26 protein-coding genes are annotated in these 20289 nt (G+C 46.5%); 9 read left to right on the top strand and 17 right to left on the bottom strand.

All coding sequences use genetic code 11. The annotated features are described in order from the left end of the window. Positions 1-198 carry a transposase family protein gene (locus tag EZMO1_RS11630; RefSeq protein ID WP_034873328.1) on the top strand — a complete coding sequence of 66 codons (198 nt, stop codon included), beginning with the start codon at positions 1-3 and terminating at the stop codon, positions 196-198. A gap of 55 nt (positions 199-253) precedes the next feature. Beyond that, positions 254-1404, top strand: a protein-coding gene (locus EZMO1_RS11620; RefSeq protein ID WP_145912574.1) for an IS3 family transposase whose coding sequence is annotated in 2 segments (ribosomal slippage) — positions 254-497 and positions 497-1404 — 1152 coding nt in all. Because the reading frame shifts where the segments join, the coding sequence is not laid out codon by codon here. A gap of 55 nt (positions 1405-1459) precedes the next feature. Here the strand turns inward: EZMO1_RS11620 and EZMO1_RS11615 are convergent. The 12 genes from EZMO1_RS11615 to EZMO1_RS11560 all read right to left on the bottom strand — a co-directional run bounded on the left by EZMO1_RS11615 (position 1460) and on the right by EZMO1_RS11560 (position 12149). Next, entirely contained in the window at positions 1460-2635 is a 1176-nt protein-coding gene (locus EZMO1_RS11615) for an MATE family efflux transporter (RefSeq protein ID WP_145912573.1), read from the bottom strand. 1004 nt (positions 2636-3639) lie between these two features. Further along, positions 3640-4587: a flagellar motor protein MotB gene (locus tag EZMO1_RS11610; RefSeq protein ID WP_034873324.1), complete on the bottom strand. Its 948-nt coding sequence runs from the start codon at positions 4585-4587 to the stop codon at positions 3640-3642. Continuing rightward, positions 4584-5447 carry a flagellar motor stator protein MotA gene (gene motA / locus EZMO1_RS11605; RefSeq protein ID WP_034873323.1) on the bottom strand — a complete coding sequence of 288 codons (864 nt, stop codon included), beginning with the start codon at positions 5445-5447 and terminating at the stop codon, positions 4584-4586. Before motA ends, EZMO1_RS11610 begins: the two co-directional genes overlap by 4 nt. 6 nt (positions 5448-5453) lie before the next feature. Then, the gene (locus tag EZMO1_RS11600) at positions 5454-6206 is read right to left on the bottom strand and encodes a sigma-70 family RNA polymerase sigma factor (protein WP_051789500.1); all 753 of its coding nucleotides are present in this window, start codon (positions 6204-6206) and stop codon (positions 5454-5456) included. Between the two features lie 2 nt (positions 6207-6208). After that, complete coding sequence (locus EZMO1_RS11595; protein ID WP_034873322.1) at positions 6209-6649, bottom strand: flagellar basal body-associated FliL family protein; 441 nt, start codon at positions 6647-6649, stop codon at positions 6209-6211. 13 nt (positions 6650-6662) lie between these two features. Then, on the bottom strand, positions 6663-7853 hold the full coding sequence (locus tag EZMO1_RS11590) for a flagellar hook-length control protein FliK (protein ID WP_034873321.1): 1191 nt from the start codon (positions 7851-7853) through the stop codon (positions 6663-6665). Then, on the bottom strand, positions 7850-8188 hold the full coding sequence (locus EZMO1_RS11585) for a hypothetical protein (RefSeq protein ID WP_034873320.1): 339 nt from the start codon (positions 8186-8188) through the stop codon (positions 7850-7852). The genes EZMO1_RS11590 and EZMO1_RS11585 overlap by 4 nt, the downstream gene beginning before the upstream one ends. Further along, positions 8175-8573, bottom strand: a complete 399-nt coding sequence (gene fliS, locus EZMO1_RS11580) for a flagellar export chaperone FliS (RefSeq protein WP_034873319.1) — start codon at positions 8571-8573, stop codon at positions 8175-8177. Before fliS ends, EZMO1_RS11585 begins: the two co-directional genes overlap by 14 nt. 16 nt (positions 8574-8589) lie before the next feature. Continuing rightward, a complete protein-coding gene (fliD, locus tag EZMO1_RS11575) occupies positions 8590-9990 on the bottom strand; it encodes a flagellar filament capping protein FliD (RefSeq protein WP_082211674.1) in 1401 nt (466 codons plus the stop codon). A gap of 117 nt (positions 9991-10107) precedes the next feature. Next, entirely contained in the window at positions 10108-10467 is a 360-nt protein-coding gene (locus tag EZMO1_RS11570; RefSeq protein ID WP_145912572.1) for a hypothetical protein, read from the bottom strand. Between the two features lie 116 nt (positions 10468-10583). Further along, on the bottom strand, positions 10584-11690 hold the full coding sequence (locus EZMO1_RS11565; protein WP_034873316.1) for a flagellin N-terminal helical domain-containing protein: 1107 nt from the start codon (positions 11688-11690) through the stop codon (positions 10584-10586). Positions 11691-11861: 171 nt separating this feature from the next. Then, positions 11862-12149: a hypothetical protein gene (locus EZMO1_RS11560; RefSeq protein WP_051789497.1), complete on the bottom strand. Its 288-nt coding sequence runs from the start codon at positions 12147-12149 to the stop codon at positions 11862-11864. A 90-nt stretch (positions 12150-12239) separates the two neighbouring features. Between EZMO1_RS11560 and EZMO1_RS11555 the strand changes: the two genes are divergently transcribed. The 4 genes from EZMO1_RS11555 to EZMO1_RS11535 all read left to right on the top strand — a co-directional run bounded on the left by EZMO1_RS11555 (position 12240) and on the right by EZMO1_RS11535 (position 13947). Then, the gene (locus tag EZMO1_RS11555; protein WP_034873315.1) at positions 12240-12551 is read left to right on the top strand and encodes a type II toxin-antitoxin system RelE/ParE family toxin; all 312 of its coding nucleotides are present in this window, start codon (positions 12240-12242) and stop codon (positions 12549-12551) included. After that, positions 12544-12831 (top strand): helix-turn-helix domain-containing protein, encoded by a 288-nt coding sequence (locus tag EZMO1_RS11550; protein ID WP_051789496.1) that lies wholly within the window; start codon positions 12544-12546, stop codon positions 12829-12831. The genes EZMO1_RS11555 and EZMO1_RS11550 overlap by 8 nt, the downstream gene beginning before the upstream one ends. Before the next feature lie 512 nt (positions 12832-13343). Beyond that, entirely contained in the window at positions 13344-13592 is a 249-nt protein-coding gene (locus tag EZMO1_RS11540) for a type II toxin-antitoxin system HicA family toxin (RefSeq protein WP_034873312.1), read from the top strand. A 1-nt stretch (position 13593) separates the two neighbouring features. Beyond that, positions 13594-13947: a type II toxin-antitoxin system HicB family antitoxin gene (locus tag EZMO1_RS11535; RefSeq protein WP_034873311.1), complete on the top strand. Its 354-nt coding sequence runs from the start codon at positions 13594-13596 to the stop codon at positions 13945-13947. 85 nt (positions 13948-14032) lie between these two features. Here EZMO1_RS11535 and EZMO1_RS11530 read toward each other — a convergent pair whose 3' ends face one another. Continuing rightward, positions 14033-15211 carry a flagellin gene (locus EZMO1_RS11530; RefSeq protein WP_034873310.1) on the bottom strand — a complete coding sequence of 393 codons (1179 nt, stop codon included), beginning with the start codon at positions 15209-15211 and terminating at the stop codon, positions 14033-14035. Positions 15212-15436: 225 nt separating this feature from the next. Between EZMO1_RS11530 and mntA the strand changes: the two genes are divergently transcribed. From mntA to EZMO1_RS11515, 3 genes are all read left to right on the top strand, one after another. Then, positions 15437-15817, top strand: coding sequence for a type VII toxin-antitoxin system MntA family adenylyltransferase antitoxin (mntA, locus tag EZMO1_RS11525; protein WP_201772142.1), 381 nt, complete (start codon positions 15437-15439; stop codon positions 15815-15817). After that, positions 15807-16070, top strand: a complete 264-nt coding sequence (locus EZMO1_RS11520; RefSeq protein WP_051789494.1) for a hypothetical protein — start codon at positions 15807-15809, stop codon at positions 16068-16070. Before mntA ends, EZMO1_RS11520 begins: the two co-directional genes overlap by 11 nt. 350 nt (positions 16071-16420) lie before the next feature. Continuing rightward, positions 16421-16618 carry a HepT-like ribonuclease domain-containing protein gene (locus EZMO1_RS11515; RefSeq protein ID WP_034873309.1) on the top strand — a complete coding sequence of 66 codons (198 nt, stop codon included), beginning with the start codon at positions 16421-16423 and terminating at the stop codon, positions 16616-16618. 25 nt (positions 16619-16643) lie between these two features. On the opposite strand, the gene EZMO1_RS11510 is transcribed toward EZMO1_RS11515, so the two are convergent. From EZMO1_RS11510 to flgK, 4 genes are all read right to left on the bottom strand, one after another. Next, positions 16644-16961 carry a nucleotidyltransferase domain-containing protein gene (locus tag EZMO1_RS11510; protein WP_034873308.1) on the bottom strand — a complete coding sequence of 106 codons (318 nt, stop codon included), beginning with the start codon at positions 16959-16961 and terminating at the stop codon, positions 16644-16646. Then, complete coding sequence (locus tag EZMO1_RS11505; RefSeq protein ID WP_034873756.1) at positions 16951-17382, bottom strand: nucleotidyltransferase substrate binding protein; 432 nt, start codon at positions 17380-17382, stop codon at positions 16951-16953. Before EZMO1_RS11505 ends, EZMO1_RS11510 begins: the two co-directional genes overlap by 11 nt. A 221-nt stretch (positions 17383-17603) precedes the next feature. Continuing rightward, positions 17604-18566 (bottom strand): flagellar hook-associated protein FlgL, encoded by a 963-nt coding sequence (flgL, locus tag EZMO1_RS11500; protein WP_034873307.1) that lies wholly within the window; start codon positions 18564-18566, stop codon positions 17604-17606. 245 nt (positions 18567-18811) lie between these two features. After that, positions 18812-20137 carry a flagellar hook-associated protein FlgK gene (gene flgK, locus EZMO1_RS11495; RefSeq protein WP_034873306.1) on the bottom strand — a complete coding sequence of 442 codons (1326 nt, stop codon included), beginning with the start codon at positions 20135-20137 and terminating at the stop codon, positions 18812-18814. Positions 20138-20289 lie beyond the last annotated feature (152 nt).

The following is a 20289-nucleotide window of genomic DNA, read 5'->3' as shown; positions in this document are numbered from 1 at the left end:
ATGACCTTGCTTGACGTTTTTTCCGATCTTAAAGAGTTTCGTGCTGACAATCATCGCTACCCATTATCCCACCTTGTTTTCATTGCTGTCTGCATGATTCTTTGTGGTGCCGATGACTGGAAGATGGTGTCAAAACTTGCCAAGCGCAAACGAAGATGGCTCAAAAAATATATCCCTCTACCTCACGGTTTGATCTGAGACAGTAGTTATGGACACCTCCATAAGAGATTAAACTCTCTCCGAGAGGTGACCAATGACTACCAAGACAAAAAGAAAATTTCATTCCCCTGAATTCAAGGTTGAGGCTCTGAAGTTGGCTGAGAAAACCAGTGTACCCTCCGCCGCAAAAGAACTTGGCTTGCAAGAATCTCAACTTTACACCTGGCGTGCTGCTGCCAATCGGAAAAAATCTGTTAGTGAACGTGAGTCTGCATTAGCTACTGAAAATGCCCGGCTCAAGCGGAAACTAGCTGAACAGGCAGAGGAGCTTGAAATACTAAAAAAGGCGGCCACCTACTTCGCGAAGAATCAAAAATAGAGCGCTTCCGCTTTATGCTCAAACACTATGGTCAATTCTCTTTGAAGAGGATGGCTTCTGTGCTGGGCGTTTCCCGAAGTGGGTTTCACCGATGGGTAAAAAACCGACACAAGCTCAGCCAGAGAGCTGAGGTTCAGGCTGCTCGCGACTTGTTAATCTGTGAGGTCTTTCAGCAATGCAAGGGGCGCTCCGGTGCCCGTCGTATCCAGAAAGATTTGGCGGATGACGGTTATCCCTGTTGTCTTAAGACCATCCAGGCCAGTATGAAAAGGCAAGGGCTTATCCCAAAAGCCGCAAGGAAATTTAAAGTGACCACCGACAGCAAACATTCATTACCTGTTGCACCGAATTTGCTGGAACGCGATTTTACAGCGACAAAGCCTAATCAAAAGTGGGCAGGAGATATCACCTATCTACAAACGACAGAAGGCTGGTTATATCTGGCTGTTGTTATTGACCTGTTCTCACGGAAAGTAATTGGTTGGTCAATGAGTACCACCATGAAAGCAAGCTTGATCTGCGATGCTCTGAACATGGCTCTCTGGCGGCGAAAATTCCCTACAGGCGTTATTTTCCATAGTGACAGAGGAAGTCAGTACTGTTCAGAGGAGTTTCGAAATATTCTTCTGGAGAATCGTCTAGTTCAAAGTATGAGCCTTAAGGGCGATTGCTGGAATAATGCCTGTGTTGAAAGCTTTTTCCATTCTCTAAAAGTTGAGGCGATTCTGTATGACCCCATGATGAATCGAGAACAGATGCGCCAGACTGTGTTTGAATACATTGAAGTTGATTATAATCGAACTCGTCGGCATAGCTCTCTGGGTTATCTGAGCCCAGAGAAATATGAGCTGGCAAAAGTTGCTTAATCTGGTGTTCATTTTTACTGCCTCAGATCACAAACAAAACTACCCTTTGGAAAGTTCATCTATCAAGCTTCCAACACTCACTTCCGTAGTAACTGAACAACAAATAAGCAAGGAAAAATACATAACCAACAAGAAGCACCAATGCATAATCAAGCGCCCCCTTCAAATCGACAATAACATTCAAAATTAAAACTATACAAAACATTATTAATCCTGAAAATCGCAAAATATAAAAGCGTGACAATGAATTAAATATTTGTATGAAATATGTAGCTATAGATGAAAGCGTTGCACTTAACAAAATAACAAAAACTACAAATCGATTATAAATCGTAGCATCTAATTTATACAACCAAAACAAAATATCACCCAGTAAAGCAAACATGAAAATACCAGCCAAAGAACAAACAGCATACAAAATTAAATACCTTGATACTTTGACACTTCTATTATTACTCAACTTAGGCACAACCATATTAGAAAGCACATTAGGTATAAAAACCATTATAGAAAAAATCTGATAGCCTAATGCAAAAACAGCTTTATCGTTCTCTATTTCTATTTGTTGCATCAACAAGTAAATTGAAAAAAAGACACTAAAACTAAAAACAACAACATCTAACGAATTAGAAACAACTACTCTAAGATTCCGTAGAATCTTTTCAATTGAAAAGTAATAACCAGAATTTCTCAAGCCTTTTATAAGAAAAACAATTCCAGAAATAAAGTATATTAGACAAAAAATCATAATTGAAATATTATCTTTTATTTCTGTAAGAAAAACAAATATAATCAATAAAGAAACAAACAACGTTGTTATAACGTATGCTTTGGCACCATCTTGATATTTAGCTAATCGACAGGAAAGAGTATCATACAAAGATAGCCAACTATAACCTATCACATAAAAAACTAGTGACAAGCCTGTTAAAAAATTAATGCCTTCCACATAGAAATACAAACATACGACAGAAACAGCCAAGATAAGAGCTAAATTATAGATTGATATCAAACTATTGATCAGACTTTTATCTACACTAACCTTCTCTGAAAGAATTTGAGAAGACATTCCAAAAATAGCAAAATTTATTAACACGTTAGAAAGCATAATTAGTTCTACAAAACCACTATAAGCTTCTACCGAATAGTTTCTAACGAGAATAAAACCAAATAATATAGGACAAACTCTAGAACTTAACTTACCAAAAATCAGATAAAGATAATTCAACACTTAAAAATTCACTTAAATTTATTTATCTTTGTAATGATCAAATATCAAAGCAGCTTTTCAAAAGCCATACAGTGAATACAATAATAGTTAACCGTAGCTTTGTACTCAATCAATATGAGGTAGTATTTTTGACTCTTTATTCAGAATAATGATCTTAACTATAGGCTTTGGTTCTTAGGGTGGACATTAAGAAGAAGGTCTTATGCCGCTAGGGCTGTAGAGCAAGCATATATTCAAGTACTACGGTTATGCTTTGCCGCTCACACCAACACAATCCAAGAAGCTCGTTTCTGAACTTCTATACGGGAGGTCAATAACACCTCTATAGCCTATACCAGTAAAGGTTTTCGCTTAATGTCTACCCTTAGGGCTTTGGTTAGCTTCTACACCTTATAGCTGCTAATTTAATAGATTGACAATGTTTGACTCTTTTTGGACGAGCCGATTTCACCACCAATAATAAATACAAGACAGTGGCGAGCAAGCCTCTTTTTCTGCAACTTACAGTTCAAATATTAATAGCATTAGCTAATAAAAATTAACATATCCATATCTTTCTTATTAAGGAAGAACAACAGTCATCACTTGAATAAAATTTCCAATCTTATATCAACCAAACACGCTACCGCCCACCGAATCACGCACATTCCGAAACAGCCAGAGCGACAACAGTGCTCTACGGCTGACCAGTCAGCACACTGCTTCACCAAGCCTGCTGAGATCTTCAGACAGTTCGATCAAAAGATATGAACAGGCATATAGGTTTATGAGTTTTACTCATACATCCGCTATCGCCTGGGAACGCACTTCTCACTCATTTGGAGGGTAAAGTAGAGTCGGTAGGGGCAATGCAGGACAACTAGGTAATTCTAAGTACTTACAACGGATTTACAATACGTAATTTGGGAAATGCTATGGATTGTTATTATTATCACAGTCTCAACTTAAGTAAAGTTGCGACTTGGTCACAAAAAAATGCGCGCAAAGCATGCACGCATGTCATTTTATCCCCGCCCCGGCAACCGGTTATCCTCAGCCAGCCTGCGCACATCAATCATACGACCGGTGTCAAACTCTCGCCGAACCGTCTCAGTTTCAACCGCGTCAGCATCCTCACCAGAATCAACCATAAGCCTCAGGGCATCATAATCAATCCCGGTCAGACGAAACTCACTGTCAGCCGTCATCACCACAATCTCGACACGACGGTTAATCGGGTTATAGGGGTTTTCCTTATCCACCAGGGCACGATCAGCCATGGCAGCCACCTGAACAATACGCTCCTCGGGAAAACCGCCATGAATTAGTGTCTGCCTTGCTTCGTTGGCTCGATAAGACGACAGATACCAGTTATCCATATCCAGGTTATCTGAAAAGTCTACACCGTCAGAATGACCTGTGATTGAAAGCGCACGACCTGTGTCAGCGAGATAAGGCGCCAATCCCAGCAGCAAATCCTCAAAAAAAGGCGTCAGGTGCTTACTGCCCTGATCAAACATCGCTCTCTCTTCAGATTCAGAGATATAAATCTTGATCCCCTGGGGAATAAATTCCAGATTAAGATTCCCCTGATAGTCACCCTGAGCACCTGTTAATCCAGCACCTTCAAGGTCTTCCATCAAGCCCCACAAAGGCGAATTCATTGGCATAGAGGAGTTGCTTAAGCCCTGTGGCTCTCCATGAATCATGGTCGCAATGGGCGGATTTGGAAATCCCAGATCAATGATGCTGGCATGACCGCCTTCCTCAAAGACACTGTTTGGATCTGAGAAATATTGTCCGATGACGGCCTTTTCTGAAGGTGTCGCAGTACTGACCACCCACAACACCAGAAAGACCGCCATCATAGACAAGGTAAAGTCGGCAAAAGCAATCTTCCAGGCACTACTGCCATGCCTGCGACCGCCCCTCCTGCTACGACGCCGAACAACAATAATCTGGTCGGAACTCATGATGCCTGCCGGTTTTCCAGCAACCAGCCCTCCATCTGCTCAAACGTCGGGCGCACCTCTGCATACAACAAGCGACGCCCAGCATCCACAGCAATAGCCGATGGACGACCACAGACCTGAGCAACAATCGCGGTTTTTACACACTCAAACAACAGCACTTCTTCTTTCACATTATGCTGAATGGCCTGAGCCAGCGGCGCTGCAAAACCATAACACAACAAAATACCTAAAAAGGTGCCCACCAATGCCTTGGCAATGGACATACCAATGATTTCAACCGGCCCACCCATGGCACCCATGGTCACAATAATACCCAGCACCGCAGCCACAATACCAAAACCCGGCAAAGCATCGGCAACAGCCTGCACACTGTGCGCCGGACGAAGCATGTCGTCTTCCATGGTTTCCAGCTCACTATCAAGCAGGCTTTCCAGTTCATGAGGCTGCACTTTACCCAATACCACCAGACGAAGGTTGTCGCAGATAAAACTCACCAGACGTGGATTTTCCAGCATACCCGACTCGGTAAAGATAGAACTCTCACCCGGACGCTCAATATGATCTTCCAGAACAGACACACCAGACCGACGACGCAGTTCAAACAACTGGTACAACAAGGTCAATAAACGCTGGTAATAGGACTGATTCAGGTGCTTCCCACGAAACACTTTCAGTATCGCTTTAAACGAATCCTTAACGCCCGACCAGGAATTGGAAATCATAAAGGCCGCAAAAGCACCACCAAAAATAATGACAAATTCGGGCGGCTGCCACAGCACCAGAGGACTGCCCCCTGCCATCATAAACCCGCCAATAATACTGGCTGCGAGCAGAATAACGCCACCAAACTTCAAAAACATAATGTGTTACATCCACTCTAACAGTTTATTGCGCAACGACTTCACAGCCTTACTGCGCAATTGGGAAATACGGGCTTCCGTCAGCTCCAGAACTCTGGCGATCTCTTTCTGGTTCAGCTCTTCATCGTAATACAGCTGCATGATCATCTGCTCACGCTCGGGCAACAGCTTCAGTGCTTCTGTCAACGCTCGCATTAAACGCTGTCGTACAACAGGGCTGGCCACCTTATCCGACTCAACCGGCAGAAGGCTTTCACCAAACTCCAGAATCACCTCAAGACTGGCGACATTGGCTTCATCCACCTGCATTTCGGTTTTACGACACTCTTCAACGGTAAAACCGGTCGCTTCAGCCAACTCTTCATCCGTAGGATTTCGACCCAGCTTCTGCTGAAGACCTGAACGGGCAAGTTGCAGCTCGCGCCCCATTCTGCGCACATTTCGTGAACACCAGTCGTTTTTACGAAGGCTATCCAGCATTGCACCACGAACACGGGGCAAAACATACGCCTCAAAAGGTATGTTATCCATGGGGCTATAACGCTCAGCGGCTTCAAGCAAACCAACCAGCCCCGTTTGAATTAAATCATCCGGATCGACAGCACCATCCAGACGGTCAGCCATATGCAGCGCTACCCGCCGCACCATTTCAGCGTGTTCCATCACCAGCGCATCGCGCTTTGCGGTGACGGAAACCGACTTATTCCGGGCAAAACATGCCTTGCCACTGGAAGAATAGGTAAGAGCTACAGCTGTCATTGCTATTGAATCACAAACTCATTAAACAGGACTTTTGAAACAGAGTGCGATCCGTCAGTACTGGCAATCACATCCCGCACTTCATCAAGACTTCTTTCCCGCAGAGAATCAAAACCATCCTCTGCCAAAAGCTCATCAACAGACTCACGCGAGTAAAGTGCAATTAAACGACTACGGATAATCGGTGAATAATGCTTGATCTCATTCAGAGAAGACTCGTGGTTCACAACCAACACAGGCTTCACCTTAAAATAACGATTGCTTTTACCGGTTCTCGAAACATTCACCACGACCGAATCCATTTCGTAATAAACCGGCTTCGACGCTCCGGTACCTGCGCCTGCAGTACCAGACATAAACCAGAACCAGACAACCGCAACACCAGCCAGCCCCAATACAGTAAAAGATACCGTTTTTGCCAGGCCTGCCTTTTCTTTGGACATTCTTACTTCCAGATTATGCAAATGTGTTAATAAAACCGGCAGGTGCAGTCTCTACAGAGGTTGTATCAACCACATCAATCTGTTGAGCTACTACCCCACCGGCACCCGAAGCGCCTTCAGAACGGGAACCTTCCTGCTGCGCAAACTGGCGATCACCATCAGAACCTACGTTGACATCCACCTGATCGTAACCCTGGGACTCCAGGGCATATTTCAACCGGTCCGACTGACCATCCAACAATTCACGCACCTGCGGAACCGCAGAAGCCATCTGAACACTGACGCCTGATTCTTCAATCACCAGTCGTACACCAATCACCCCCAGTTCGGGCGGGTCCAGCCTGATTTGCGCCTCATGACGCCCTTCGCTCGCCATGGTAATCAACCGTTGCCCCATGGCATCAGACCAGCTTTCCTGACGCAGACTGATTTCCGGGTTAGCCTGAGTCGCGGTCTGCGCAACAGCAGGGTTACTCACTGTCTGAACCTGCACCATTTCAACCCTTTGGGCTACAGCAGGCACTGCGCCCAACAATTCAATAGACGACTGTGCTGGCTGAATCGACAGAGTGTCGGACATCGTGTCTGTCATGACTTGCATCTGCAACTTCATATCCAATGCTGGCTGATAGGAGGACGATTCAGCGAACGATTGTTGATTCATAATCACCTCGTCCGCATTGACCGAAGTCAACGCCGCCGCATTAACAGACTCTTGCGATGCCGTCGCTAACGACTCTCTCTTCAGCAAAACATCCAATTGCTGCTCAGACTCATCTGCAGGCATGTAGTGTTCCAGTGCTTTTTCCAGCGCTTTACCAGCCGCTTCCGAAAGCAGCGGCTGCGAGCCTTCTACCACGTCATGCATCGTTTCCTGAATAGTGCCCTGAACCTGCTGTCGCCACGCCTCTAAATCCACCACTTGCGCTAACGGTTGCTGCTCAACCTGCCAGTTGCTCTGGTTTTCCAACATCGCAAGAAACCCAACCACTTCACTGTCGTCCATGGTTTCAAGTGTGGAGCGCAAGGCATCAAGTCGTTCATCCTGGGCATCAGTGTCAGCAGAATGCTCGACAAACTGCTCTAACAAATCATCAAACACAGCCCCACCACTCCGCTCGCCTGCATTCGATGAAGAAATCGCGCTTGACGATCCTGTCGCTGAAGTTAAAAACTCCATGCCGGAAATAACACCGGTCGTCATGCCTGCTTCCTCAATTCACGATTACCAGCCGCCTGAGAGTTTTTATACCCCTCAAGTGCATCTTTATTGCTACGCATGGCTTCCATTTTTTCCTTTAACTCAACTCGGCGCTGACGACACTGAACAAATATCCTTTCATAGGTCTGCTTCATGTCAACAATGACGTCTGCCAGTTCACCCTGCTTCCAATCAGGGTGAACAGCTTTGAGCAATTCACGAATATCGTCGTCAATATCCTGAACCAGAGGCCAGTCTTTCTGCTCACTGGCCTCAATCAGCTCCTGCTGCAAAACAGCCAGCTCTTCACGAACAACGGCAGGATTACTCGCTGCCATTCAGCTTGCCCCCGATCTGATCCCAAGAGCCTTTAATCTTTGTCATCAAATCCATGACTTCATCAATAGGTTCAGCAGAGTTGGTTCGGGTGGCTTCCAGCAGGCGCGTATTACAGTATTGATAAATCTGCGCTAGATTCTGGCTCATCTCGCCGCCAATCTCATGATCCAGGGCACCCGTCAAAGCCCCCAGAATATCCATACACTTACCAACGCTTTCACCGCGCAACGCCATATCCTTGCGTTCAATGGCGCCTGCCGCCTTGGAAAGATTATCAATCAGGTTTTCGTACATAATCGCCACCAGACGATAAGGACTGGCCACTTCTGCACGGGTTCGGGTCTGGTTACTCTGGTAGGCGTTCAGGCCGCGTTTTGCATTCATATTCGGGACTTAAATCTTAAAACGTAAACATGGAATTCTGCATCTGGGCGACAGCCAGATCCATTGCAATAAATTCGTTAAGATAACGCTGATAGATGGATTCATAACGGGTTTCAACCACTTCCCATTCCGACTCCACTGCGCGCAGGTTGCGCTCCAGCGTTTCAACACGGGCATCAATCAGGCCATCTTTAGGGATGTATTTGTCATCATTGCTAGGCGGCGGTACATAGTCTTCGTCGTCTTCATCACCTTCAGACTCTTCCTCTTCAGGGCGACCAATGTACTTGGTGGAAACATCCTGCCACTCTTCCACCACCTCAAGAAACATTTCGGTCACAGCCTTGGGGTCGTCATCCAGAGCGTCCTGCAGCACTTCGGTATCCACTTCCAGATCACCATTACGGTTGGTCATCACACCAATACTGGCAAGGTTCGGATAAGGTCCGTCAAAGGTCATCTGCTGAACATGGCGAAGTTCGTTGCGAATACCATTAATCATCGGATCACCCGCCAACGGGCCACGGGTGACATTACCGTCTTCATCCATGGAACGACTACCCAGCGAATCCAGCGTACTGAGTACATCATTAAAGCTGTCTACAATAGCGCGGGCAGAAGACGTCATTTTCGAGGTATCCGAGCGAATCTCGAAGGTGAATGCTTCATCGTTGGTGCTTTTCAGATCCAGCGTCACACCGGGAATCGCATCTTCAACACGGTTCGTCGAACTCGACATTCGTTTACCGTCAATGAAAAACTCGGCATCCTGTGCAGGCTGCAAGGTTTCCACTTTGATTGGCATATCCGAGTCAGGGTGATAAATTTTGATCGCATTATCGAGCCCTGTTTCGTCCGATGTCAGAGTCAGATAGGACTTTTCACCATCACTCAGCAAGCTGGCCGTGATACCCGGATTTGCAGAATCACTATTAATTCGTTCAGCAATATCCGCAATATTGTCACCTGCCTCAATCGCCACATTGAATGCTTCACCATTGACTTCAAGCGTATACTCGCCTTCCATGCCTTCAGGGACTTCGCCAGCATTATCACCGGTTGCATCCACTGAAAACCACTCAACCTTATGCTGCTGCGCCAACTCATTAACCTGAAGCGTGTAAGTATTGGTAATCGCCGTTTCATCAACGCTGATGCCCGCATACTTCTCATCGTCTTCAGACATCGACACCGACACCGAACCAAAGCGCGTCACGTCGGAATAACGATTCAAAGAGTTATAAAAGCTGTTCAATGAACTGGTTAATTCGTTCAGTGCTGCAATCTCTTCATTAATTGCGCCTTCACGACGAGTCAGCTGGGTCGCTTTCGGAGTGATCTGCAGTGTCGCCATCTGGGTAGCCATACCGTAGATATCCAGCCCGGTACCCATACCGCCCATGGAGATGCCTGACATACTTTACTTCCTCATTTCCGGCGGCTGATAAACGACAGCGCCTGAATTCAAAGGCTGACAACCGCCTTCAAACAATACAATTGAATAGATATGCAAATGTTGTGCCATTAAAGCTATTCAACATTCACGATTAACAAAAAACGCTGTTTCGTCGCCCGTCTCTGCCCGATCTACAGCCTCTTCAGCAGGCATCAACCCAATTCGCTCACCGGCGGCATTCGCAATCGAAACCGCCAGTTCACCATCCAGCTCAACCAGATCAAAATCCAGAGAATGCCTCGCTTCACGCGCCTGCAAAACACCAATCGCTTCGCTTAACCGCTTCCGGAAATCTGTTTCCGTTGTACGACGCTGCCTTTTCTTTTCAGCGTCGGAATCTGCATAACCCTTCAAAGGTTTAACCCCTGAAACAGAAGTAACTTTACTGGAAGCAGAGCTATACAAAGAAACATCAGGAAGATCCGGATCAGTATTCATGGCAAAGCACATAAACGTTAAGAGTTATACTTTGAATACGACACCCGATGTCTTTTCTTAAAGGCATAAAAAAAGCGAGCACAAAGTCTCGCTTTTTTATGAAAACCGCTTGAACGTTATGGCAGCAGCATACTTGCGTACTGAGGCATACCTTTAGCCTGCGCCAAAACCGACACACCGGCCTGCAGCAACATCTGGTTACTGGTCATATCAACGGTTTGCTCGGCAAAATCTGCATCCTGAATACGGGACTGGGAAATACCCAGATTCTCTTCCATAGACGTCAGATTATTAATGGTGGATTCCAGACGGTTTTGAACCGCACCCAGATCGGCACGCTGATCATCCAGCTGAGCCAGAGCTTCGTCCAGAATAATCATGGCCTTGGTGGCACCCGCCTGAGTTTCAACGTTGATACTGTCAACGCTTAGATTATTTCCTGCAAGTACACCGCCTGCAGAATTACGGACAAGATCCACATCATCTTCATGACCAACAATTTCTAATGCAAAAGGATTAATAGAATAAACCGCTTCCGCCTCAATATCGTAGTCACCCAGCAATTCATTCAGCTCTTCAGCAACATCAGAGATATGCTTCGGCCCCGGATCTTTTGCAATCGTTTCGTTAGCACCGTCAAACCTCAATGCCAAATCAGCATCAAGAACACCTTCATCATCAAATGAAGCAGGAATAGTTGCTTCACGAACCTCAGAACCCAGATCAGCCCCGGTTACCGAATCAATACCAAAGGTAATCGTATCTCCGGCAGTCTCACCAATCTGAAACTCCAGATGCTCAGAAGTGCCGTCCAGCAGATTAATACCCGCAAAGTTCGTGGTATTGGCAATACGGTTAATTTCTTCTTTCAGATGCTCAACTTCTTTTTGAGTCGCTTCGCGATCTTCCTGCTTATTCGTATCGTTGAACGACTGCATGGCCAGATCACGAACACGGTTCATAATGTTGGTCGATTCGCTCATACCCGCTTCAGCGGTTTGCGCCATGGAAATCGCATCGGAAGAGTTACGCTGCGCCACTGCCAGACCCTGCATCTGGGTCTGCATACGATTGGCAATCTGCAAACCTGCCGCATCGTCAGCTGCCGAGTTGATGCGCAGCCCGGTAGACAGCTGCTTCATATTACCCGTCAGCTGCAGCTGATTGGAATTGAGGATATTCTGCGCCATCTTGGCGGCATTGTTAGAGTTAATTGTGATCAAGAGGGGTCACTCCACAACTTCAAATTCGGTGAGCGCCGGTTAGACAGAGCGCATTTACAGCGGTAAACGGCTGCTTTTGAAATTATTAAAATAAAATTTTCTTTAACAGCCTCGAGAGCAGCACTACTTAATAGCCTGGATTGACCTGCCCAATAAATGAGAACGTAAGTATCAAAAGAACCGACACTCTATCTCCCAGTCATTTTCACAAACAGGGGCAGATGGATCGTCATAAGACAAAACACCACCCTTCCAAAGACCATGCGGAGAAGCAGTTTTGTAGCGATAGCGATCAATCGTCAAATCTATCTTTCCGCAATCTGCAACAATTGACCTCTGACTGACAGTTTCGACCTCTCTCGTAATCTCAAAGGCTTTTCTTTTAACTGTGAATTTTGACACTTCGGGCTCCATCTTTTTTTGCCTATAGGCATTATGGGCAAGAAAAGCGCTGATCACATAATACTGATTCCTACACAGAAACCATGGAAACGGGAATCCAAGATTTTACAATTTGACAAAATACGGCAATGCCGTATATTTATCTTTATGATCTTCATCGAAACCAGTAAATTCACAAAGCTGCTTTCTGATTATTTATCAGATGATGAATACAGAATGCTGCAATGGCACCTACAGGAAAAACCTGATTCCGGTGACATTGTTCGTGGTAGCGGAGGTGTCCGTAAAGTACGCTGGGCACCGGAAGGAAAAGGAAAAAGTGGCGGCGTTAGAGTCATTTATTACTGGAAAAAGAGTGAGCATGAAATGTGGATGCTCACGATTTACAGTAAGTCCGATCAAGCCTCTATCCCCGGCCATATCCTTAAAAACATTGCGGAGGCAATCGAAAATGAGTGAACGAGATATCGGTCAGGAAATTCTTGATGGTATAGAAGAAATCAAGGCTTTTAAGTCGGGTGAAGGGAAACTTAAAACCTCTGTCCTTTCAGAGCCCTCACCTGCTAAAGACATCAGAAAAAAACTGAAATTATCCCAGTCAGCCTTTGCCGGTTTTATGGGCGTCAGCATCAGAACCATTCAGGACTGGGAGCAAGGCCGCAGGACACCACAAGGTCCGGCAAAAGCCCTGTTAAGGATTGCAGAGCAATGCCCGGAAGTGTTTCAGTCATTGCGTTAGTCTATACCCGTTTCCATTGGAGATTTGAGTAGGCGGCAAACGATCGAAGCCCCATTATCTCCACGGATGGAGTGTATGCTGAACAGCGCCGGGAGCGTTGCCAGTGAGCCTGCGTGTAGTAAGTGATTAGGGTGAGTGAGAGCAGCCAACACCGTCCCCATTGTCGTACACAAAAAGCAAGCCCTGAAAACTTCCCTTGATAGAACACATTGACAGAAATAATCAGCGGTTTCCGAAACTCTGAAGAATCTCGCTTTGACAGCTTCGCCAGCCCGTCTTTACTTTGACCTCCACACTATTACAAGAGCACATTTCCATGCCAACAAAGCCAGATGACATTAGCCACCTTGCAGGCTGCCTGACAGCTGATGCCCGGATAAAGCACGCCAGCCTCGAAGAGATAGAGAACGCAATACAACAAGGTATAAGAAAATCCACAAAAACAGCACACCCCAAAACTATCGAAACACATTCTAAAGCGACTATAATTAGTTGCACGCCAGAGGCTAACCATGGGCAAATCTGACAAACTCAAAGACCAACTCAAAAACGCAACCAAAACCTATCCTTGGTCAGATTTAGTAACGCTCATGAAGCAACTGGGCTATGAAAGAAAGGAAATGGCTGGATCTCGTGTCCGATTTTACCACTCCGGCACCGGACACCTGATCAGATTGCATAAACCACATCCCGAGAATTACCTCAAAGGAGGCGCTCTGAAGGATGTTCGCCTTGCGCTAAAACAGGAAGGATATATTTAAAATGACTTACTTCAGCTACAAAGGCTACAAAGGCACCATCGAACCACAAATTGAAACAGGCACTCTCTATGGCAAGCTTGCCTTTATTCGTGACCTTATTACTTATGAAGCCGACACGCTTCCCAAGCTTGAAGCCGAATTTAAAACATCTGTCGATACTTATCTTGAAGACTGTGCGGAACTGGGCAAAACACCCGACACACCTTTTAAAGGCTCGTTGAACATCCGCATTGGCGAGGAACTGCACCGCAGAGTCGCCATTGCCAGCTGCAACCGCTCCATCAATGCGTTCATCTGCTCTGCCATTCAGGAAAAGCTGGATCGCGACTCTACTTCAGATCAAACATCAAAATAGCACCCACAAAAAAGGCGAACCCGAAGGATTCGCCTTTGCACTGGTTAAATTTTCTAAACGAAAATTTATGACAGCAGCCGTCTTATTACAGCAGCATAGTCGCGTACTGTGGCATACCTTTAGCCTGCGCCAGAACAGAAGTACCGGCTTGCATCAGCATCTGGTTGGAAGTCATTTCCACAGTCTGGGAAGCGAAGTCAGCATCCAGGATACGGGACTGGGAAACACCCAGATTTTCTTCAATGTTGGACAGGTTGCTGATGGTGGATTCCAGACGATTTTGAACCGCACCCAGATTAGCACGCTGATCGTCAACCTTAGCCAGAGCGCCATCCAGAATCTGAACAGCCTGCTGAGCACCCTGAGCAGTAGTGATATTAATATCTTCCAAGCTCATTGGGGAAGTACCACCAGTAGCAGTCGCGTCAGCACCACCAACTTGCAGTGTCAGCTCAGCAGGATTAGTACCACCCTCACCATCATCGGTCTCACCAAACTTCTCATTCATAGAGAATGCTTTCAGAGCACCTTCTTCAACAGCAAAAGTAACGCCTTGGCTATTCAAACCATCATTCAGTGCTTGTGCAACGTCTTCAATACTATCACCTTGAGTCAGAGTAACTTCAGCAAGATCATCAGCTCCATCATTTACCGTAACGGCAATAGTGGCATTCTCATCAGTACCATCATCAATAACCAAATCACCATCAGTAAATGTCAGATCCGACATATCAAAATTGATAGATGTCACATCACCAGTCAGAGCGCTAGCACTCATATCAGCAATACCAAACTGAATGGTTTCACCAGCATTAGAACCAATCTGGAAAGACAGATTGTCAGCTGTACCGTCCAGCAGATTAATGCCAGCAAAGTTAGTAGTGGAAGCAATACGATCAACTTCTGCAACCAGAGAGTTAACTTCTTTCTGCATTGCCTGACGATCTTCCAGAGTATTGGTATCGTTAGCAGACTGCAGAGACAGGTCACGCATACGGTTCAGGATAGTAGTATTCTCGGTCATCGCGCCTTCAGCGGTCTGAGCCATAGAGATACCGTCGTTCGCGTTACGCTGAGCAACGGACAGACCGTTCATCTGAGTTTCCATACGGTTGGAAATCTGCAGACCTGCAGCGTCGTCAGACGCAGAGTTGATGCGCAGACCGGTAGACAGCTGCTGCATGTTACCAGTCAGTGCAGACTGAGCGTTGAACAGGTTGTTCTGCGCCATCAGGGCAGAGCTGTTGGAATTGATGGTAATCATTACCGACTCCAGTGTTATCGAATACAAACAAACGTTGGCTGCCGCGCACTTTTGCACCCGCTTCGCAGGGAAAAGCACCAACAACCAGTGCGGTTACCTTTGTAAACGACGGCGTTTTTTTATCCTTAAATATTTTTTTGGGATTTTTTGTTGAAAGCCATACTTCTCGCGTTATCAAGCGTTTTCCGATACTTTATCTTTTACAGCAAGACAGGAAGATCATCATTGAGCCGCACGCCCACACCCAACATTGCAGAAATCATTAGCGAAACCATTTGTGAGCAGGAAAAGACCGATGCTATTTATCTCTACGGCTCACGCAGCAAAGGCACCGAACGAGCCGACAGCGACTGGGATATTGCCGTTCTCTTTAGCGACTACATGGAAGACCTTCTGGAACGCACAGCAAGACCTCAATTGTTAGAATCGAAATTAGAGTCACTTCTGCCCGATCACGACATCAGCATTGTTGACCTGCGTGAAGTACCGGTTCCGCTACAATGGAACATCATTCAGGGCATTAAACTTTATGATCGTGGCATACCCGTTGTGCGACGCATGGAAAACGCCATTATCTCCGCCTGGGAAAAAGATTATGAGAGATAAAGCCTACGAGCAGGAAGTCCGGAACATTCAGCAGGAAATGCTGCTGATGCTGGATGAACTACACAATGATATAGCACACTGGAATGGCCGGGACTTACTGGCTGCCCAGCGCGCACTTCAGATCATTATAGAAAGCCTGATTGGCTTATCCCGCTACACCTACCAGCAAAAGTACAACATCAACGTCAGCAAATCCCGTGCGGCACTGGATGGCTTAGTGACTGCTCCTCCAGCTAAAGCAGGAGGCTTCTGACTTCACAGGCTATAGCCAGTCTATAGCGACTGGACTTACACAGAAGCCTCCATCAGCAGAACCGGACAGCCCTTCCGGCTTTTAAAAGGTCTTTGTTTGATTTGTTGGGTATCTATACGGTTCCCTCTACGATGCGTTTCAATAACGACTTTCGCGGGTCTTCTAGCCCAACAGGCAGATACTCTGCCTTGATTTTTTATTCGCAGCGCTTGGTTTTCGTCACCGCTAGTCTCTGGCTTTGAGACAGACCTGCTGAGAATATTAACAGATAAGTGCAAATACTCAACCGGAGTCCTTGCGGACTCCCGCCTTATATCTCCCCACTTAAAGTAGGGAGGCTTACGGCGAAAATGCTAAAACAGGGCGACCTGGGCAGAAGCGACTACGAAACCGCCATGAAAATGATTGGCTTCAGAAATGTACTGGTGCATGACTACCTTGACGTTAACCGCAACATCGTAGAAGCCATTATCAGTAAAAAGCTTTATGGGAGCATTCTTGATATCTCAAAGCATTTGTTCGGGCTGATTGAACACCAGAGCCGGTGAATAACCGACTGTTCGGCGCAAACGTTTATTTCTGATAAAAAACGACACCCACCCTCTGAATATGATCAACCAGATTCGGATTATCGATGTCCGGGAAAATAGACAAATCAAAGGTATACGGCAGCAGTAGTTCATCCAAAGCGTCGTCCACCGCATAAACAAGATCAAGGTTGAGTATTTTACCTTCCTGTGCAATCAGGGTCAGATCAATATCCGACCCTTTCCGATAATTCCCTTTCGCTCTTGAACCATACAACAACACCTGACCCACCTCGGGAAATCGGCTAAACACCTCTTTAATACGGTTCTCGACATCATCAGACAAGCCGGAATCATGCTTCATCAACATCATCCTTTCGGGCAAGCATCACCTTTTCAAGCTCACAAAAAGCGTCGTAATAGTTGCCTACAATTTTACCGGCAATGTCATCAGCCACTTCTTCCCTGTAAGTGTGGGAACTGAGGTTGCGACTTTTGATCATCGCCATCCAGACAGCACCATCATCCAGCAAACCCACCTTGAATGCAGTGCGGGTAGCATCTCTGGAACCAATAATGTCTGCAACACCTTGCCAGATCAGAAAGTCTTTCAATACATTCCACGCCAGTTCATGAGTAAACTCAAAAATGTGAATCAAACCCAGCTGCTCCAGATCACTTAACTGCCTCTGATTAACCAGCCCAACACCCTGACGTAAACGAGCCAGAGCACGCTGGAAGTTATCAAAGCGTAGAATCCAGCGTATATCATGTGTTTTTGACATAAACATCCCAAAAAAATCGACTGTCAACCATCATGCAGCAACCTGAAGGCGCAAATAAATTCAGCACTGCAGCCAGCTATACACAAAATCCACAACAGTACAGGGCGGTAGTTTCATGAGTACGATGGTCTAAAAAAAGAGACTGAAAAAGCTAGACCATCCGCCCGCTTTTATCAGCCTCTTTTCAAGGTGATCGCGTATTTTTTTGATCGTTCGATTAATTAAACAAAATCAAACAACGATGCACTACCCACCATCGCATAAGCTTTCTGGCTGGCAGTGTACTGCGCCTGCATCATGGTAAAATCGGTAATGGCAGAAGCAAAATCCACCGCTTCAAGGCTGTCTACCAGGCTCTCGTTGTACATCTGCATATCCAGATTCGACGCCATGGCCTGATCAATGGTATTCAGCGTGCCACCAATATGAGTCAGCGCGCGGTTCATATTGTCCAGCGTTTCATCAATGGCATCCACCGTGTCCGCCGTAATGGCATCCATATCATCCTGAGACAGCGACGGATCATTCAGGGCATCCACAAACCCATTCATGACATCAAAAATATTGCTGCCATCACTCAGAACAAACAGATCGTCTGCCACCACACCCAGATCAATAGTCTGGGAATCGCTGATCTTGATCTGACGGGCACTGTCGCTGCCACTAATGGAAAAGCTCGGTCCATTACCGTTTTCCTTCGCGCCCACCGGTGCATTGTTACCCATGGTACCGCCAAAGATGTATTCACCACTGCTGCTGCGGGTATTGGCAAGACTGGTCAGCGTTTCCATCAGCATGGCAATTTCCTGCGCCTGGGCAGAACGGCCATCACCGGAATCACCATCAACACCGTCCTGACCATCTTCGCCATCATAAGGCGTTGGAATACCGCCCGTACCCAGCGCCAGATCACGCATACGGTTAATCACATTAACCATATCGCCCACCACTGTTTCAGCCAGCACCAGCGAGCTTTCAGCGGTTTTCATATTCTTTTCAAAGGATTCCAGCGCCGCATTGGCGTCTTTCAGACCCAGAATCTGGGTAGACGCCAGAGTATCATCCGACGGTTTGAGAATTTTCTTGCCGGTACTCAATTCCATCAGAATGCGGTTCATGGAAGACGACGTAGACATCATATTGTTCGTCATCGTGTTGTTCATCTGCATGGTGCTGATGCGCATAAAAATACCTTTTCTCTGTCGTAGGTTGGGACGAGCGAAGCGACCTCCCAACACGGTGACTCAATTTAAATTTGCGTGGCAGCAACATGAACGAGCTACCCGTGTTGGGAGGTCGCGCTCGCCCAAACACACTGACTTAATTTAAAATTGCGGGGCAGTAACATAAATTGACTACCCGTGTTGGGAGGTTACCCTGAAGGGCACAAGCGCGTTCCGCTCGTCCCAACCTACGTTACAAACCGTTATTAAATCGCCAGCAACATATTCATCATGTCATTCGCCGAGGCAATCACCTTGGCATTCGCCGCATAAGCCTGTTGAAATACAATCAGGTTGGCCGCTTCTTCGTCCATGTTGACACCGGCAACACTGGCAAGATTATTGTTGGCTTCATTGTAAATCAGCGAGGCAGCATCGTAACGGTTCATGGCGTCAGACGCTTTACCCGCCACTTCAATCACCATGCCGTTGTATGCATCGTTGAACGACAGGTCACCCAGCTCTTCCCACTTCTCATGACGAAGATCACTGAGCTGCATCAGAACATCGTTGTTGCCCGGCTCTTCTGGATCAGAGGAGAATGCCAGCTTTGACGGATCATCAATCAGCACTTTTAATTCACCATTGGCAGTGAATTCAAACAAAGGCTCACCCGGCTCGCCATTCAGGTCATAACCCTGAGTCAGTACGGCATTAAATTCGTCTGCCAGCACTTCACCAATCAGCATCAGTTCGTCAAACGCAGGTGCCAGCACATCATCACGAAAATCCAGCTGCCCTTGCACTGCACCACCTACGTCGTTAATGGTTTTCGTGTGCCCGCCGGTTTTCAGGGCAATGGAGCTATCCCAGGGGCTATTACCTTTTTCAACCACCAGCTCTGTCGCCGTTCCACCCGTCACCAATGGCTCGCCCGATGGCAGAAACAGGTTAACAGTGTTGTCTGACTGAATCATACTCTGCACACCCAGCAATTCAGACAACTGCTGCACAGAACGATCACGCTCATCCAGCAAAGCAGAAGACGCACCACCGGCTGCTTCGGCCATCTGAATTTCCTTGTTCAGTTCGGCAACCCGGTTCATCAGGGTGTTGGCTTCACCGACCATCACATCAACCTGTTTGTTGACTTCATCCAGCTGTTTGTTCATATCGGTCACCAGCCCATTAAAACGACTAGCGACGTTTTCAGCCCCGAACAGCACTTCCTGACGATAGGCAATGTCCATCGGGTCAGCCTGGGCACTGTCCAGACTATTGAAAAAATCATTCAGGGCAGGAGAAAGGCTCATGGACTCGTTGCTTAATGTGACTTCAAGCAGATTATTCTGGCTGGCCAGTGTGGTAGCATAGCCCAGCGACGTGCTTGCCGACTGAACCTGAGACACATAGAACTGATCCGTCACCCGCTGAATATCGCTGACATAGACACCACCAGTGCCCGAGGTCGAGAACATTGTCTGCTGACGGGAGTACCCGGCGACGGAGGCGTTTGCGATATTGGTACTGGTGACAACCAGTGCGGTCGAGGCAACATTCATGCCTGCGATACCATTGTGAATCATGCTCATGTGTGGGACTTCCCGGCCAGAAAATATAACTACTTCGGAATACGACAAAAGCACTGAACAGTTAAGTTTTTTTTACCCGTCTGCTTAATTTTTTTTCTACAGGGACGTTTACATTGTCACCCCAGCTAAATCGTTATTCTTCACCAGACACT

Source organism: Endozoicomonas montiporae CL-33 (assembly GCF_001583435.1).
GTDB lineage: Bacteria > Pseudomonadota > Gammaproteobacteria > Pseudomonadales > Endozoicomonadaceae > Endozoicomonas_A > Endozoicomonas_A montiporae.
This window is presented reverse-complemented; position numbering and strand designations above follow the sequence as displayed.

Coding starts and splice junctions, on each gene's coding strand:
- EZMO1_RS11630 (WP_034873328.1), top strand. CDS start 1: ATGACCTTGCTTGACGTTTTTTCCGATCTTAAAGAGTTTCGTGCTGAC.
- EZMO1_RS11610 (WP_034873324.1), bottom strand. CDS start 4,587: ATGAGTTCCGACCAGATTATTGTTGTTCGGCGTCGTAGCAGGAGGGGC.
- motA (WP_034873323.1), bottom strand. CDS start 5,447: ATGTTTTTGAAGTTTGGTGGCGTTATTCTGCTCGCAGCCAGTATTATT.
- EZMO1_RS11600 (WP_051789500.1), bottom strand. CDS start 6,206: ATGACAGCTGTAGCTCTTACCTATTCTTCCAGTGGCAAGGCATGTTTT.
- EZMO1_RS11595 (WP_034873322.1), bottom strand. CDS start 6,649: ATGTCCAAAGAAAAGGCAGGCCTGGCAAAAACGGTATCTTTTACTGTA.
- EZMO1_RS11590 (WP_034873321.1), bottom strand. CDS start 7,853: ATGACGACCGGTGTTATTTCCGGCATGGAGTTTTTAACTTCAGCGACA.
- EZMO1_RS11585 (WP_034873320.1), bottom strand. CDS start 8,188: ATGGCAGCGAGTAATCCTGCCGTTGTTCGTGAAGAGCTGGCTGTTTTG.
- fliS (WP_034873319.1), bottom strand. CDS start 8,573: ATGAATGCAAAACGCGGCCTGAACGCCTACCAGAGTAACCAGACCCGA.
- fliD (WP_082211674.1), bottom strand. CDS start 9,990: ATGTCAGGCATCTCCATGGGCGGTATGGGTACCGGGCTGGATATCTAC.
- EZMO1_RS11570 (WP_145912572.1), bottom strand. CDS start 10,467: ATGAATACTGATCCGGATCTTCCTGATGTTTCTTTGTATAGCTCTGCT.
- EZMO1_RS11555 (WP_034873315.1), top strand. CDS start 12,240: ATGATCTTCATCGAAACCAGTAAATTCACAAAGCTGCTTTCTGATTAT.
- EZMO1_RS11550 (WP_051789496.1), top strand. CDS start 12,544: ATGAGTGAACGAGATATCGGTCAGGAAATTCTTGATGGTATAGAAGAA.
- EZMO1_RS11540 (WP_034873312.1), top strand. CDS start 13,344: ATGGGCAAATCTGACAAACTCAAAGACCAACTCAAAAACGCAACCAAA.
- EZMO1_RS11535 (WP_034873311.1), top strand. CDS start 13,594: ATGACTTACTTCAGCTACAAAGGCTACAAAGGCACCATCGAACCACAA.
- EZMO1_RS11530 (WP_034873310.1), bottom strand. CDS start 15,211: ATGATTACCATCAATTCCAACAGCTCTGCCCTGATGGCGCAGAACAAC.
- EZMO1_RS11520 (WP_051789494.1), top strand. CDS start 15,807: ATGAGAGATAAAGCCTACGAGCAGGAAGTCCGGAACATTCAGCAGGAA.
- EZMO1_RS11515 (WP_034873309.1), top strand. CDS start 16,421: ATGCTAAAACAGGGCGACCTGGGCAGAAGCGACTACGAAACCGCCATG.
- EZMO1_RS11510 (WP_034873308.1), bottom strand. CDS start 16,961: ATGAAGCATGATTCCGGCTTGTCTGATGATGTCGAGAACCGTATTAAA.
- EZMO1_RS11505 (WP_034873756.1), bottom strand. CDS start 17,382: ATGTCAAAAACACATGATATACGCTGGATTCTACGCTTTGATAACTTC.
- flgL (WP_034873307.1), bottom strand. CDS start 18,566: ATGCGCATCAGCACCATGCAGATGAACAACACGATGACGAACAATATG.
- flgK (WP_034873306.1), bottom strand. CDS start 20,137: ATGAGCATGATTCACAATGGTATCGCAGGCATGAATGTTGCCTCGACC.